Genomic DNA, 15,954 nt, shown 5'->3' on the forward strand with positions numbered 1-15,954 from the left:
CCCTTCTCAAATTGACAAATCCCTCCGGGAAATACGCTCTCTCCGGCGCGATCGCGGCCGCCGGGTCCTCGCCTCCCAGGGCGTGGAGACGGAGAACTTGCCGGGCTCGTTCCGCAATCCCCTCGTTCAATCGTCACAGTAGATGGTGCGTACTAAATCCTGTATCACATCCTTAATATCAGCCTTCTCCAATGACTCGAAGTAGTCTAATGCAGCCAGCGCTTTTCCCTTTTTATCCCCTTGCGATTCTGACACGCCGGCTGCGTGTTCGAAGTCGTCTTTCATAACCACCACGTTTCCGATTTCCTGGTCAATCAATCTCGCGATTTTCGCGTTAAGCTCAAACGTGCGTTTCTTAGCGTCTCTTTTGTCGTTCGACCAATCGTCGGGTATGGTCTCCCGCAAAGGGTCTTCATCATGGACGACAACATAAGGTATGCGGAATGCGTTTGCGATGGTCACGTACAGCTCTAGGTTGTGCTTCGATCCACAATCGATTACTGACACCTCACTATCGAAGCAGCCCATCTTCTTCTCAGCGAGATATGGGAGCACGGTTCTCTCGGTTTCCCCCTCGACGAACGCTACTTTCCTTGCGAAAAACATCTCGCCACGATCTGGGTTCACCCAATGAGCCATGTGAAATCTCTTCTTGCGCTCCCTGAGTGTTTCCGCCTCAAACAAATCGGTAACACACTGTGTTACGGTCGTTCCCTCTTCGACGGTCGGCTTCTTCACAATACAGAGCGATTTATATTTTTCGAGATCGACGAAGTGGGAAGAATGGCTACAAATGAAGACCTGGTGATGGGCTGCCTCGCCTATCTCATTCAGTGTTTTCGCCAGCCGGCGTTGGGCGTGTGGATGCAGGAAAAGTTCTGGCTCCTCCATCGCGAAGATAACCGAAGAAGATGAGGCGCGGGGCTTCGTTTGGGTGTCAGCACGTGCCATGTCTCCAACAACTGAAGCCCACGCCCGGAAGAGAGCGAAGATTACCGCCCTTTGAAGACCGTGACCTTTCTGCTCCGCTAGGGTTTTTACTCCATCATTAAGGTGCAAATTCGTTCCCAACTCAAAGATCTTTTCAAGTTCGGGCGGCATCACCTCGATTTCTATCGAGACACCCCAGTGCCCGAGTTCTCGCTTGAGCAGTTTTTCCATTTCAATCAGTTGAGTCGGGCGTTCCGTCGAGTCGTCAGATTGATTAAAGGACCCTATCAGATCGCCTAGCTCTTTTTTTAGGTTCTGGAAACGATCATCTCTCTCGGCCATCTGCCGGATTGTGTAGTTGACGAGCCTTCCAAACATGGTCGTGTTTTTTACCTTGGTTTCGGCAGTGAGATCCCTCACTGCCGGAATGAAGTAGAATTCCGGGAGTAAGCCGCCAGCGACGTTTTTTGCACCGAGGAAAGGCCCCGATTCAAGCCGCGTTTCGATGGATAATTCTGCCTTGTGGCTTTTGATATAGTCCGTTTGAGCTTCTATGACCATATTTTTGGTAATACGTCCGCTCCCGAAACGGAAGTCGGCCAGCGGAGTCCCTTTAATTTCCTCACGGCTAGCAAAGTCTTTCGCGTTCGCTGCCTGAAGACAAGGCTCGGTGGGCTCGCTACGGTAACCGTTGTAACGGGTCTCAACCGCGCCGTCATCCGATAACGTTGCCGTTTTTCGGAAGCGAAGGGTGCCATCCTCGAGGATATATATTTGGAACGTCCGCTTTTCCTGCTCCGTCAGATCACAGAATGTCAACTCCACCCAGAGGCTGTCATCGTCACCGCGAAATTGAAAGAAATCCTCCTGAGCGGGCTTTACAGATGGCGTTAGGGCGAATTCCAACGCGGAAAGGATATTTGATTTGCCGTGGTTGTTTGGGCCCAGCAATACGACAACGGGTCCGCATTGAAACTCCAGTTTGCGTATGCTGCGAAAATGTTTGATCTCGATCTTTTGAATTTTCATAAGTAGCTCCCAGTTATAACAATTTTACCATAACGTACAAAAGGACATTACCAACAGTACCAAATATCCGACACGATCATGAAATTATTTGGGGAATTTCCGGGACTCAATACTTAATTATCCGACGCATCTTTCACTCCGTCGAGGGGCTCGTTCCCAGGCTAATGACATCGATGGTGGGAAATCTACGTTGTGGCGGGCCGAGTATACGAATTTTGCGCCTCTGGTCGCGTGAACACAAGGCTGGGCCGCACAGCCTCGCCGCCGACGGCGGTGAGGCTATGGCACCCGGGCGATTTCAGCACCGGGCCTTGCCCGGCCCTCACCCTGGCCTACGGCCGTCCCTCTCCCACAAGGAGAGGGCCCGAAACATGCCGGCGATCTGCCTCCCCTCTCCATGTGGGTAAGAACCGGGACACGTAACAAGTACATGTCCCCGCTTTTCCCCGCCGCACAGCCTCCCCGCCATTGGCGGGGAGACTATGCCACCCTGGGAAAACAAAGCCCCGCAGGGGCGACATCAAATAGCCCAGGGCGTGAGCCCTGGGTCCGGTTGAGCATGATCGCGACTAAAGTCGCTCCTACGGTTTTGTGCGAGGCTCGTAAAGGGGGCGAAGACGCCGGTCGTTGCAACAACATCGTCGATAGATGCTCTCGGTCCTAGCCCCGGACCTTGTCCGGTCGCGACTAAAGTCGCTCCTACGGTTTTGCATGATGTCATATCGCAGCCGGGGGCGGCTGCGCCACAAGTTGTGAAGCTCGCAAAGGCGGCGAAGACGCCGGTCGCGGTGACAACGACGTCGCAGGATGCACGCGGTTTTAGCACCGGACCTTGTCCGGGCTTGCCGAGCGACCAACGGGAGCGGTCGCTGTGACAACGACGTCGCCGGGCGCAGTCGGTTTTGGGTCCAGGCACTGCCTGGTCGTCAGGTCTACGATTGAATTCAAGGCGAGAGGGAAGTAATAATTATCATTGCACAAGGAATTTGGCGAGATCAGAAGGTCGAAAGTGGCTTTTCCAGCGGGCGGGGCCCAGAGAGCCGGATTTACAGGTTGATATGGGGAATGTCGGTTTACATGTGGTCAAGGCGACCGGGGCGTCTGGGTGCATGAGCGGACATTCGTCATCGAAGGTCCATCGGGTGCCATCGCACCAGGGGAAGGGCAGATGAAATTTGTTCGAAAAGGGCTGATTGCGGGAATCTTGGCTTCCCTGTTTATACTGTTTTACGCGTTCTTTCACTTATCGGATGCTGAAGAGCCAAAAAGCCGGCCCGCCATCACCACTGAAGGGTCGTGGATGACGCCGTTGCACCGGGCTGTCGAAGACGGCGATTTGGCAGAGGTGAAAAAGCTCATCGATCAGGGTGCCGATGTTAACGCCATGCCCGTCACCTTGATCCACGTCGATTTGGAACGGCGGAAACTCAGAAGGGGGAAAACGTTTCAAAAGGATATCACAAAGTCCGAAACCTCTTTGCAGTCAAAGGGCGCAGCTCCACTGCACCTGGCGGCAAAAACCGGCAACGGGAAAATCATTTCCCTGCTGCTGGAAAGCGGCGCCGATCCCAATTTGCCGGATCAACTGGGGCGCACTTCCCTCCACTATGGCGCGATTTACGGTCACGCCGAAGCGGTCGGCTTGCTGATCACCAAGACGAACGTCCGACAAAAATCCAAACGCGGGTGGGAACCTTTGCATTTTGCGGTAAACGGCAACAAGGCGGATACCGTGCGGGTGTTGCTGAAACGGGGCGCGTCACCGGATGCCCCAGGCCGAGGCGGTGTCACACCGTTGATGATTGCCGCTGCGAACAACCACCTGGCCGCAGCCGAACTACTGCTGAAGCATGGTGTAAAGGTCGATACCCGGATGACCGGCAGCCTTGATCGTGTCTGGCATTCCAACGAGGCCACACGGGGCACACGTGAACTAAACGAAATCCTGATGACGATCGGCGTGAATCTGAAATTGCACAGCGGGCCAGACGGCGTGCCGCTTTTCGTTACGGACATTCGCGGCGATCCCGAGTTGGCGGATTTGCTGAACGATAAGGATGCGCCGGCGCCGGCGTTTATCGAGGTTGCCGACTGGGGCGAGATGACGCCCATGCAACAGGCGATCTATTTCGAAAACCGGCCGATGATCGAATTGATGGTCAGGTATGGCGCAAGCATCAACGAACGAGATGAACACGACAGCACCTTGCTCCATCGCGCGGCCATTCAAAGCAATGACGACGCGATCAGATGGCTTATCACTATGGGCGCCGACGTCAACGCGATAGATTCAACAGGTGATACGGCTTTGGGCGAATTCGCCCAAGACGGCGATCGGGAGATGATCGCGTTGCTGTTGAAACATGGCGCCGACCCGCGGCTCGCCGATCACCACGGCAGAACACCGTTGCACAAAATGCGAGACTGCTGCTTTGACGATGCGGTGAAACTGCTGGTGGACCATGGCGGCGACATCAACGCTCGCGATCATGACGGCCTCACTCCTTTACACGTTGCCGTGTGTAACGGAAATTGGTTTGGCATCAATAGCTCTGGTTGCAGAGACAACTTGCCCAAGGCCCTGATTCAAAACGGCGCTGACGTCAATATTCGTACCAACCGGGGCAACACACCGCTGCACCAAAGTGCCGGCTGTTGCTGGACAATCACGCGAATGCTGATCAAGGCGGGGGCCGACGTCAACGCCCGCAACCAAGACGGGCGCACGCCGTTGTTCATGGCCGATTCCTATGATTTGCCCCACTTGGTCGAGGCCGGCGCCGATCTGAACGCCACCGATAAGGATGGGCAAACCGCCTTGCATCATCAGGCCGATTCCAACGCCCTATGGAAGGCAAAGGCTTTGTTGAAGGCGGGCATCAACATCAACAGCCGAGACAACCGCGGCGACACCGCACTGCACGTGGCTGTCAGGCGGCACGGTATGCAGCGTGACAAGACCTTTGATGAGCTATTCTCCTTTGATGAGCTGACGATCACCATCGATGAAGTAAAAATGATTACCTTGCTGATCGAGAATGGGGCGGAGATCAACGTGAAAAATAACGACGGCAAAAGCCCCATGGAACTTGCTCAGGAAATGAAAAAACAAGACATCATCAAGCTCTTTTTGGAACATGGAAAACATTGATTGCAATTCCTTTCCAAATTCGGCAGGGGTCTTTCGTATATTCCTATGATCCGCAAAATGCCTCACGGATTGATTAGGTAAGATCTAAAGGCCAACAGTTTCGGCAAGCCGCCCCGGTTTTCCCCCCGGACAAGGTCCGGCGCTAGGACCAAGTGCGTCTGACGACATCATTGTCACCGCGACCGCTCCCGCTGGTCGCTCGGCGAGCCCCAGGCACTGCTTGGCGGGCGTTGCTTTGTCAACCGGAGTGGGTTGGTGTATGGTTCTTTCATGCATCGCATCGGGCTTTTCGGGGGGACGTTCAATCCCATTCATTACGGGCATTTACGCACGGCGGAGGAAGTGCGCGAGGCGCTGGCGTTGCATCGCATTTGGTTCATTCCGGCCGCCGATCCGCCGCACAAGGAAGGCAGCCACATCATCCCGGTCAGTCACCGGTTGGAGATGGCCCGCCTGGCCGTGCGCCGCCATCCGGAGTTCGCGGTTTGCGATTTCGAGGCCATGCGGGCCGAAACGAGCTATTCCCTTTATACGATCCGCCACTATCGCCGCATCCTGGGCGAGTTTGCGTCGATCTACTTCGTGATCGGCACCGACGCATTCGCCGAAATCACGACCTGGCACAAGTGGCGTGACGTGTTGACGTCCTGCCATTTCGCGGTGATGGCCCGGCCCGGTTCGTCGCTGGAGCGCCCCGGCGACGCCCTGCCCGCCGATTGGGCCGCCCGCTACACGACCACCGATGACGCGGGCGTGTTTCGTCATGAATCGGGCATGGAGATCGTTTTCGTGCCGGTGACGGAATTGGACATCTCCAGCTCCGACATCCGCGACCGCCGCGCCCGTGCGGGATCGATCGCCTTTCTCACGCCCCCGGCAGTCATCCACTACATCCGCGATCACGACCTTTACCAATCCTGACGTTTGTTCGCCCTTCGGGTTCGCATCACAATGCTGCCGGCTAGTCGGTTTTTTTCTTGGGTCGCTTGTGCGGAGGATTTCGGCATGAGGGCGGGCCCGAGAGCCCGCCCTTTGCTTTTAAGGATGATTTCGTCGCGCGTTAGGGTTGCCGCTCCATCACGAGGGCAATCAGCGCCAGCGTGTTGCCGTAGGATCCGAATTCCGTGTAGGCCGGATCGATGCTGAACGCGCCGCAAGGCGCTTGCGGAATCGCGCCGATCATCGTGTTGCAGAACGCCGCGTCGTCGAGAACGTCGGCCAATTGCGCAACGAGCGCGTAAATGGAGATGTCGGAACAGTAGATGCAATTCGGCGTGCCGTCCTGCAGGAAGTGACCGGCGATGATCCCGTACGTATCCCACTGACTGATCCAGAAATCGAGGTTCTCCTGGGCCAGCGTCGTATTGTACGCCGTGAGATTCATGCCCGTGAGCGCTTGGTAGATTCCGTTCAGGTCTGTTTCTAAGGGGTGGTAGTCGTAGTAGGTAGACGTTAGGTAATCATACCCGAATTTATAGAGGCCGATGTTGGAGCTGAACTCACCGTTGACGATCACTGCGCCGGTGTCGAGCAACGTTTCCATCCAAATGGCGCTTGGCGACATCGTATCTGACATCGCCGGTAGGTTCGCATAACACAGGGGCAGGGAGTCGTCGGTTATCACGCCGTAGGCATCCCACGAAGCGCCTTCGGTGAAGTAGGGGTCGCCGCCCACATCCAATATCTCGTAATCGATCAACGCGTTGTTCAGCCGCGTGGCAATTTCGGTGTCGTGTGGATTACCGAATTTTTGGATGGCAAGTCGCACGGCTTCCAGCGCTTTCAAGTCGTCGATGGAGGCCGACGAGTCGTGCTCCGTCTGGTAATGGGAATCCAACGCCCAGTGCAGCAGATCGTATTCCGACATCATGTATTCTTCCATGAAGTCGCGCGTTTTGACGTATTGTTCGCAATCGCCGGCCAAGGCGTAGTACATCATCGCCAAACCTTGCCGTTCCGAACTGAAGCACTCGCCTCCGGGGCCGCAGACGTCCGGGACTCTCACGAGTACGGCACCGTCCCTATTGACGAAGTTGGTGTCGAAATAATCCTTGCCGTCGATTTCCTTTTGCGTCATGCCGGCCGTGGAAAAGGGCGCGCAAATATCGGCCATGAAGACTTGGGTCTCGTCGCTTCTCGGCGAACAGGACAATGCGACGATGTACTTTTTACTCTGATCGGTGTCCGGCAAATTATCGGGAACGATAAACTCCGCATGGGTATAGTCGCCGGCCATGCAATCGTGCACTTCGGCGGGTACGCAACCTCCGGAGATCGTGTTGTAGAAAGACACTTCCGTATTACTGTCGCAATTTTTAAACGCGTCGTCGCTGGCCGTCACAACTACATAGCTACCGGGCAAACCATGTTCGGGGTCGATGTCGGTTACATGCTTGCAGCCCACACAAAAAAACACCGTTAAGAACACAGCAAACAAAGCCAATCGTCTCATTGTGATCCTCCTGAAAGAAAGGTTATGGGAAGAATACTTTTTATTATTATACTATATACCTAACAATGTCAATGCTTTAGCCATACAAAAAACTATTGCGTATTAACCGTGTGTGAATCGCTTTGGCGGCGCTCTGGCTTGGTGTGGCGCGTTCGAAGCGCGCCGGAGGGCGTTCAAAACCCGGCCGCGTTTCCTTTTGTGGTAAAAGTCAGGCGAATTTGTTTTGGCGCGCTTACAGGCCGCACTAGGCGGGGAGCCAGCGGTGCCCTGTACCCTCGAGGGGCTGAGTTCCCGACCGAGGCCTTAGCGCGTGGACCGGGCGGGTAATCCGATTGTGCACGAGGTGTACGAGCGGCGTCACGGTGGGCCGAGCGAACCGGTTTCGTGGCGCAATCCTGGTGATTAAAACCGGCGCGGCCGGCGGGAAAAGAGGCTCGCCGGGTTTATTGCCGCCAATGGTATTTGTTCACGTGCCCGCCCCAACGCGCGCGGTCGCCCAACACGAAGTATTCCTGTCCGTCTTGCGGGTCGTAGAGCGACCAGTATTCCACGATCGTCCGTGAACCGTCGGCAATATCGACGATCGTCGTGCATTTCAATCGCGAGAGTACGTCACTGTATTTCTTGGCTTCCTGCTCGTCCTGCAGGAAGTTCATGTTCTCAAAGATATTACTGATGAGAACCTGTCTGAAAGGCACGACGTGTTTTCGTTCCATGTTGTAACCGCCGGTGCTATAGGGACGGAACATGAGTCGGTAGAAAGCCCTTCGCTCCCGACATCTCGGACTCGGGTCGGCGCTGTTTGAGGCCAACCCCGGATGCATGTAATTCAATACGGGGCCATTGTAGATGCAATGGAATTCGCCGTGCCACTTCTTCGTTCCGCCGCCGACATTGTGTCTCCCGTACAGATTCGTGCCGGTATAGCAGGCTCTTTTGAATAGCGGCGATAGCTCTCTGGGCTTGGAGCCGGCTTGGAACGCGGGGATGCCGAAGGTCCAATACTTATATCGGCACCACGTTCCGGGCACCGCGTAATCTTTGCCTCCCCAGATCATGATATTGTATTGGGTGCCTTTGCAGTTTTGATATTTAATGCTGACCGGCAAATCCATGATCACGTAGTGCCTTTTGTCGATGGGCAGTTCCGGTGCTTTGGGCCGTTTGGCTGCACGCCTCCGAGCGGCGTATTCTTCGTCGGTTTCGAAGGCCGAACGCTGGAGTTGCCGCGCCTTCATCTGGTTTAGTTTTGTCTGCGTGCGGTTTTTGAGATCCTTCGCTTGCGCAACCATACGCCGCCGCTGGCCGGCAACCTCAGCGAATTTCATTTCTTTTTGTAAAGAAAGCACCCACACCGGCATACCTGCCGAAGCCCAGGCGAAGGCTTCGCTTTCCGCACGCCCAACGTGCGAAACGCAACGGCTCGAGCGTGCGTCGGCCCTGACGAGCAATGTCGCGACAGCCAGTAACATGAAAGCCGCAATCAAGGTAAGTTTACCGACACGTCTCATCACTGCCTCACAATCATGATTTTCATCGCCGTTTTATCCAATTGCGCGAGGTAGCGGACACCGGTTCCCTGTAACCGCACCGTCGTCTCTTTGAAGTTGTATCCGTGTTGCCGCGCGCTGAAACGCAGTGAGCCGTAGGAAGGCAAGACAACCGAGAATCCACCGCCCCACGTCTCCCCACTTGCCAGGCTGCCGTAAAATTCCCCATATGCTTGCCGGCGCACTTCGCTTCTGCCGGCCTCGTTTAGTTTGATTCCGCTTTTCGCTTCCTGCGCGCGCCAAATCCGTGCCCAGTCCGGCGAAAAGCTGTAGCTGAAATAGGCGCTGACATTCATCCGCGTGCGATTGTCGACAAACTCAATCGTAATCGGAGCACACAACGCATAGTAAAAGTTCTCCTTGACGAACGTTTCCCACGCTTTTTTCGTCATGGCGTTTACGGTGATTTCCGGGTTTTCAGTGGGGACATCGAGGTCAAGTTCCCGATTCACCGCCGCGACTCGAATTGTCACCGTTTGGTTGCACGTGCCGTTTTTCTCGCAACCCGGTTTCATGAAACCGCGCGGATTGATCATGTTCCCGGCCCGCAAATCGAAAAATAACTGGTATCGATTTTCGGCAACGCGGTTGGTACGAGATGCAGCGCGAAACGATAAGCCCTTTGAGCCGATGTATTCGGGCACAAGGACTTTTGTCTCGATGATTGCCGCCGCTTCATAAGGATTCTGCAAGGGGACGATTTTGCTTTCGACGATTTTGAGCACGAAGCCCAAGTTTTGAGCCAGCGCCACGCCGAAAACGACAAATACTGATATCAGAATCGAAACGATCGCGATGGATGTAGATCTACCCTTTTTCATAACGCCCCGTCCTAAAGCCGGCCAACCAACGCGCTTGGCATCGAAAATCCGAAAAACGCACACAAAACGATGGTTGCCTCGTACTCCGATAATCCTCGATCGCGGACCCTGCTCGGTTTTCTTGATATGTTTCGGATTTTGCTGATTTTACTTGGGGAGCCACAGGTTAATCAAGAGACCTACTTTTTCGACCGGCCGAGGGCGCAAAACCGGGAACGGCCGGTTTTGATCCATCTTGACTGTAGCAGTAGGTCTGGCTAGCATTTCGACTTCCGATGGGTTAGGTTCTTTGGTCTTGAAAGTCAGGCGAATTTGTTTTGGCGCGCTTACAGGCCGCACTAGGCGGGGAGCCAGCGGTGCCCTGTACCCTCAATCCGCTATAGAGGGGCTGAGTTCCCGACCGAGGCCTTAGCGCGTGGACCGGGCAGTTGCCCTGGATCGGCAGGTTGGGCCCTGCGCGGCAAGCGTCTCCGAACCGTGTCAGGTCCGGAAGGAAGCAGCACTAAGGAGAACAGCTTGGGTGCCGTGGGTTTCCTGACATTGCTCCCAGGGAAAAACGCCGGCTCGGGTGCGGGTCGACGAAGGGTGTGCGGCCTGTAAACGCGCCAAATCGAATGTTCTTTCTCTCGCCGGCCGCCGCCGGCTCGAGGTTGTGTTTGACATGTCGTACCTTGTTCTGGCCCGCAAATACCGTCCGCAAACCTTTGCCGACCTGGTGGGCCAGGAGCACGTCACCCGCACGCTGACCAACGCAATCAAGCTGGGCCGCATTGCGCACGGTTACTTGTTTACCGGCACGCGCGGCGTCGGCAAGACGACCGTGGCGCGCATCTTCGCCAAATCGCTCAACTGCGAAAGCGCCGAAGGCCCGACGCCCGAACCGTGCGGGACATGCCCCTCGTGCAAGGAAATCGCGGCTTCCACCAGCCCGGATGTGTTTGAAATCGACGCCGCCTCCAACACGGGCGTCGACGACGTGCGCGAACTGCGCGAAAACGTGAAGTACCTGCCGTCGCGGGGCCGCTACAAGGTGTACATCATCGACGAAGTACACATGCTTTCCAAAAGCGCCTTCAACGCGCTGCTCAAGACCTTGGAAGAGCCGCCGCCGCACGTGGTGTTCATCTTCGCAACGACCGAAGTGCACAAGATTCCCGACACGGTGCTTTCGCGCACGCAGCAGTACGAGTTCAAGATGATCTCGCTGGCCGAAATCGCCGCCTATCTTAAGCGGTTGATGAAGGCCGAAAAAGCAAAGGTCAGCGACGACGTATTGATGCTCGTGGCCCGCAAGGCCGCCGGCAGTGTGCGTGACGGCCTTTCGTACATGGACCAGGTGTTGTCCTACGGCCCCGACCGACCGCTGACCGAAATCGCCAACGTGCTCGGCGTGGTCGATCGGCAGGCGCTGCTGGATATTTCCGCCGCGGTGCTGGCCGTCGATCCGGTGGCGGTGCTCGACGTGCTGGAGCGGCTCGGCACGTCCAACTGGGATGTCAAAGACTTCCTCTCCGACCTGCTGGAACATTTCCGCAATTTGGTCGCGGCGAAGTTGGCCCGCCATCCCGAGGGATTGATCGACGCCGGCGAGGCGGAAATCACCGCGCTGCGGGAGCAGGTGAAAGATGCGGCCATCGAAACCCTGGAACACCTGTTCAACTTGCTTGCCGAGGCCGAGGAATTGATTCTGCGCAGCGGCCAACCGCGGCTGGTGCTGGAGATGACCCTGGTGCGCTTGGCGCAGGGCGCGAAGGTTACTTCGCTGAACAACCTGATCGACCAACTCATCGAGTGGAAGCAATCGCCGCCGGTAAGCGGTGGAGGCGGTGACGGCAAGCGAACGGCATCGCATCGCCAACCGAACCAGCCGGCCGGAGCCACTCGCACGGCGCCGGCGGCCCGCGTTGCGCCACCGGCTAAGCCTGCTGCGTCGAAGCCGGCAATCGACCCGGAAAAAGACCCAGCCGAAGCCTTCCTGCAAGCCGTCAAGCAGCAGCGTCCGGCGGTGGCCGCGCAATTGCGGCAACACCGGATCGAATGGGTCAACGGTCATGTGGAAATCCATCTGCCGTCCGGTTTTGTGTACAATTCGATGGAACGGGAAAGCGGACCGTTAACCGCTGTGGCGCAAAGCCTTTTCGGCGAGCAGGCAACGATCATTTTGCACGAGACCGATAAGTCGAACTCGCCGGCCGCTCGCCTGGAGCAACAAATGAAGGCCCGGCAAGAGGCCGACCGCGCCCGGCGGCAAGTGGAGCAGGAGTCTCTGGAACACCCGACAGTCAAGATGATTCTGGAAGTGTTCCCGGCGGCCGAAGTCACCGTGACACCGATTGAAAAACGTCCCAAAGAATAGAGGAGGCGAAACGATATGGCCAAGGGTCTCGGAAACATTATGAAAATGGCCCAACAAGCCCAAAAACAAATGATGAAGGTCCAGGAGGAGTTGGCTGACAAACGCATTGAAGCCAGTTCCGGCGGCGGCATGGTGACCGTCGTGGTCAACGGCAAGCACGAACTGCTTTCGATCAACATCCAACCCGAAGCCATCGACCCGGAAGACCCCGAAATGCTGCAGGATCTCATCGTCGCCGCAGTCAACGAAGCGATGCGTCAGGCGCAGGAATTGATCACCGCCGAGATGCAGAAAGTCACCGGCGGCATGGGTATCGACCTGCCCGGTTTGTTCTAGGCATGCTGTTTGATCGCGGACCGCTGCACGAACTGGTCACTCAGCTCGCCAAGCTGCCCGGCGTAGGCCGCAAAACTGCCGAACGCCTGGCGATGCACATGCTGCGCGCGCCCGGCGAGGAAGTACACGCCCTTGCCGCGGCGATGCTCGAGGTTAAAGACCGCATCCAGTTGTGCGAAATTTGCTTCAACTTGACCGACATTCAGCCCTGCTCGCTCTGCGCCGATGAAAACCGCAGCGGCGCCACGATTTGTGTGGTGGAGCAACCGCAAGATGTGATCGCCATCGAGAAATCCGGGGCGTTCACGGGCAAGTACCACGTGCTGCACGGGGCGCTGTCGCCGTTGGACAATGTCGGCCCCGAGGAGATTCGCATTGCTGAGCTTCTGGCGCGAATCGACGCGGGCGGCGTCGAAGAAGTGATATTGGCGACCAACCCGAATCGAGAAGGCGAGGCGACGGCTTCGTATCTGGTCGAGCTGCTCGAGAGCCGGCCGGTCGAAGTATCGCGTATCGCGCACGGCGTGCCGGTGGGGTCGGATCTGGAATACGCGGACAGCGTCACGTTGAAATTGAGCCTGGAGGGCAGGAAAAAGATCTCGCGAACATCCTAGCCCTTGCCGCAAAGCTCGCCACGGCGCACAATAGAGGCATCAGAAAAAAGGATTTCGCGGTCATGACGCTGATCAATTACGAATCCAAAAAGATCAACTTTAAGATCATCTACTTCGGCCCCTCCCAATCGGGAAAGACCAGCAACCTGCAATGCGTCAGCCGCCGCACGCCGGTGGAGAAGCAGGGCGGGATGATTTTGCTGGCCGACAACGCCGATCGCACGACCTACTTCGACTTCCTGCCGCTCTTTCTGGGGCGGATTCGCGATTTCGACACGCGGCTGCATCTATATGCGCTGCCGGGAAACGTCAATTTCGACACCAACCGGCTGCTGATCATGAAGGGTGTGGACGGCGTCGTGTTTGTCGCCGACGCCCGGCGCGACCGGCTGGACGACAACCTCGAAAGCTTGGCGTCTTTCCGCTTCGCCTTGCAGGATTACGGTTACGATCCCGAAACGGTGCCGCTGGTCATTCAGTACAACTATGCCGACGCCAAAGGCGCCTTGCCCGTCGAACAGTTGGCGGAGGTCCTCAACCCGGAGGGGCACGCTCAATTTGCAGCCGACGCGGTCAAAGGCGCGGGCGTAATCGAAACGCTCAAGGCGATTAGTCACCAGGTGTTGGCGTCGTTGGCCACGCGGCGGGCGGGCTGAAGAAGTTTGGCCCCTTTTTTCTGAAGAGTCGCGGCTCGGCGACAAAAAAAGCGTGTTTTGTCGGTAAGGGTGATTGACATCGGCCGCTGAGCGTCGATAACATGGCGACCGGTTTTTTGTTCACCTGCGACTAATCATTAAGCATTGTGTCCCATCAACGAAGGGGGGTCCAAATGGGATTGTTTGGAAGTGGCTCTGGAACACTGATTCAGCAAGTGGAAGAATTCTTGAAAGCAAATGACTGGAAGTTCACCGTCATGGATGACAATTCGCTTATCCGTATGGGCTTCCAAGGCGACAACGGGAGTTGGACTTGCTTGATTCGCTGTAAAGAGAAAGAAGGGTTCGTACTGATCTACTCGATTCTTCCCAACAATATTCCGGAACCAAATCGCCAGGCGATTGCGGAATATCTTACGCGTGCGAACTACGGCATGCGCGTCGGGAATTTCGAGATGGATTTCGAGGACGGCGAAGTGCGTTGCAAGACGGGCATCAGCATCAACGCAGCCGAAATCACGCAGGAGATTATCAAAGACCTGCTGTACATCAACTTGGTCACAACGGACAAATACCTGCCGGGTATCAATAAGGTCGTCTACGGCGACGCCAACCCGGCCGAGACCATTCAGCAAATCGAGTCATAGACGATCCGATCGCCCGACTCGTTGTGGGATGAATGTAATAAGGTAGATGTTGGATCAAAGCCGCCGCGTTCTCAGAGCGCGGTGGCTTTTTTGTACTGCCGCGCCACTTCGACGTAGTGCCCGGCTGCGTGCGTGATGCGCCCGAGCAGTTCCGGGTCCACTTCCCGAACGACACGCGCCGGAACGCCAACGACCAGGGAGCGCGGCGGAACTTCCATTCCCTCCCGCACCACGGCCCCGGCCGCCACCACCGACAACTCGCCGATCGTCGCCCCGTCCAGGATAATCGCGCCCATGCCGATCAAGCAGCGGTCGCCGATCGTGCAGCCATGCAGGATGGCGCGGTGACCGACGGTAACCTCGTCGCCGACCACCAGCGGGCCGATCCAACTTGTCTCGTGGCACATGCACATGTCCTGGATGTTCGTTCGCCTGCCGATGATCACCTCGTGCTCGTCGCCGCGTACGACGGCGCCGAACCAGATGCTGGAATCTTCGCCGACGCTTACCTCGCCGGTGATCGTAGCGTTGGGCGCCACGAACGCCGTGGGGTGAATGTGCGGTGTTTTTTCGCCGAACGGCAACAGGAGCGGTCCGTCGTATTCGCTCATTGCGGCGCTTCGGCTTCGTCCGCCGCGGGCCGCTTCTTGCGCGGAGGCCCGAAGAGGATTTCGTCGATTTGTTCCGGCCGTAGTTTCACGAAAATGTTGTGTTTCCGCTCGACTTCGATCGTGGTGCGCGGGCCGTGCCCGGGATACAAAAAGATGTCGTCGGACAGCACGAACAGCTTGTCCTTGATCGCCGTAATCAGCGTGTCGTAATCGCCGCCCTTCAAGTCGGTACGGCCGATGGCCCCGGCGAAGAGCGCGTCGCCGGTAAAAATCGTTTTCTTGTAACGCAAACAAATGCCGCCCGGCGAATGCCCCGGCGTGTGCAACACCTCGAAACGCAAACCGCCGACTTCCACCTCGTCGCCTTCGCGCAGCAGGCGGTCCGCCGGCGGGCTGAGGCGGGGCCGGCCCCGAAAAAACAACGACGGCCACGAAAAGGACGACAGCCGCTCGGCTTCGGCCTCGTGAATCATCAGCGGCGCACCGGTCAGGCGCTTGGCTTCGACGTTGCGACTGGCGTGGTCGTAGTGGGCGTGCGTGTTGACGATCGCCACCACGCGAGAACCGCCGGCGCGAATGAGTTCCTCGATGCGTCGCCAATTGCCCGCCGGATCCACCAGCAACGCCTCGCCGGACAAGTCGTCGGTCACCAAATAGGTGTTGGTCTTGAAAAACCCGCTTTCCACCGTGTCGATTCGCAAAAGATTCGTCTCCTAAAGGTATTTTCGAAGCATAAAGACCGCCTTCTCAGTGTCAACCGTCGCGCCAGTTGTTGACAAGCCGCAAACGGGTCCCTAAAAC

General features: G+C 56.7%; 13 protein-coding genes and 1 other RNA gene. 8 read left to right on the forward strand and 6 right to left on the reverse strand.

What is annotated here, in order from left to right; translation table 11 throughout:
• Positions 1-126: 126 nt before the first annotated feature.
• On the reverse strand, positions 127-1,959 hold the full coding sequence (locus P9L99_17705) for an ATP-dependent endonuclease (protein MDP8225201.1): 1,833 nt from the start codon (positions 1,957-1,959) through the stop codon (positions 127-129).
• 1,168 nt (positions 1,960-3,127) lie between these two features.
• Here P9L99_17705 and P9L99_17710 point away from each other — a divergent pair.
• On the forward strand, positions 3,128-5,110 hold the full coding sequence (locus tag P9L99_17710) for an ankyrin repeat domain-containing protein (protein MDP8225202.1): 1,983 nt from the start codon (positions 3,128-3,130) through the stop codon (positions 5,108-5,110).
• A gap of 255 nt (positions 5,111-5,365) precedes the next feature.
• Positions 5,366-6,031 (forward strand): nicotinate-nucleotide adenylyltransferase, encoded by a 666-nt coding sequence (gene nadD, locus P9L99_17715; protein ID MDP8225203.1) that lies wholly within the window; start codon positions 5,366-5,368, stop codon positions 6,029-6,031.
• A 139-nt stretch (positions 6,032-6,170) separates the two neighbouring features.
• Here the strand turns inward: nadD and P9L99_17720 are convergent, their stop codons facing one another.
• The 3 genes from P9L99_17720 to P9L99_17730 all read right to left on the reverse strand — a co-directional run bounded on the left by P9L99_17720 (position 6,171) and on the right by P9L99_17730 (position 9,933).
• Positions 6,171-7,562, reverse strand: coding sequence for a hypothetical protein (locus tag P9L99_17720; GenBank protein MDP8225204.1), 1,392 nt, complete (start codon positions 7,560-7,562; stop codon positions 6,171-6,173).
• Positions 7,563-8,005: 443 nt separating this feature from the next.
• On the reverse strand, positions 8,006-9,073 hold the full coding sequence (locus P9L99_17725) for a hypothetical protein (protein MDP8225205.1): 1,068 nt from the start codon (positions 9,071-9,073) through the stop codon (positions 8,006-8,008).
• Entirely contained in the window at positions 9,073-9,933 is an 861-nt protein-coding gene (locus P9L99_17730) for a hypothetical protein (GenBank protein ID MDP8225206.1), read from the reverse strand. Before P9L99_17730 ends, P9L99_17725 begins: the two co-directional genes overlap by 1 nt.
• A gap of 333 nt (positions 9,934-10,266) precedes the next feature.
• Here P9L99_17730 and ffs point away from each other — a divergent pair.
• From ffs to P9L99_17760, 6 genes are all read left to right on the forward strand, one after another.
• Positions 10,267-10,526: signal recognition particle sRNA large type (gene ffs / locus P9L99_17735), an RNA gene on the forward strand.
• 68 nt (positions 10,527-10,594) lie between these two features.
• Entirely contained in the window at positions 10,595-12,289 is a 1,695-nt protein-coding gene (gene dnaX / locus P9L99_17740; GenBank protein ID MDP8225207.1) for a DNA polymerase III subunit gamma/tau, read from the forward strand.
• A gap of 15 nt (positions 12,290-12,304) precedes the next feature.
• The gene (locus P9L99_17745; protein ID MDP8225208.1) at positions 12,305-12,625 is read left to right on the forward strand and encodes a YbaB/EbfC family nucleoid-associated protein; all 321 of its coding nucleotides are present in this window, start codon (positions 12,305-12,307) and stop codon (positions 12,623-12,625) included.
• Between the two features lie 2 nt (positions 12,626-12,627).
• Complete coding sequence (recR, locus tag P9L99_17750) at positions 12,628-13,239, forward strand: recombination mediator RecR (GenBank protein MDP8225209.1); 612 nt, start codon at positions 12,628-12,630, stop codon at positions 13,237-13,239.
• Between the two features lie 62 nt (positions 13,240-13,301).
• Positions 13,302-13,895, forward strand: a complete 594-nt coding sequence (locus tag P9L99_17755) for a gliding-motility protein MglA (protein ID MDP8225210.1) — start codon at positions 13,302-13,304, stop codon at positions 13,893-13,895.
• Positions 13,896-14,068: 173 nt separating this feature from the next.
• The gene (locus tag P9L99_17760) at positions 14,069-14,542 is read left to right on the forward strand and encodes a YbjN domain-containing protein (GenBank protein ID MDP8225211.1); all 474 of its coding nucleotides are present in this window, start codon (positions 14,069-14,071) and stop codon (positions 14,540-14,542) included.
• Between the two features lie 71 nt (positions 14,543-14,613).
• Here the strand turns inward: P9L99_17760 and P9L99_17765 are convergent, their stop codons facing one another.
• Together P9L99_17765 and P9L99_17770 are read right to left on the reverse strand one after the other, a co-directional pair.
• Complete coding sequence (locus P9L99_17765) at positions 14,614-15,153, reverse strand: gamma carbonic anhydrase family protein (GenBank protein ID MDP8225212.1); 540 nt, start codon at positions 15,151-15,153, stop codon at positions 14,614-14,616.
• On the reverse strand, positions 15,150-15,854 hold the full coding sequence (locus tag P9L99_17770; GenBank protein ID MDP8225213.1) for an MBL fold metallo-hydrolase: 705 nt from the start codon (positions 15,852-15,854) through the stop codon (positions 15,150-15,152). The genes P9L99_17765 and P9L99_17770 overlap by 4 nt, the downstream gene beginning before the upstream one ends.
• Between the last annotated feature and the right edge of the window lie 100 nt (positions 15,855-15,954).

Source organism: Candidatus Lernaella stagnicola, assembly GCA_030765525.1.
Classification (GTDB): Bacteria; Lernaellota; Lernaellaia; order Lernaellales; family Lernaellaceae; genus Lernaella; species Lernaella stagnicola.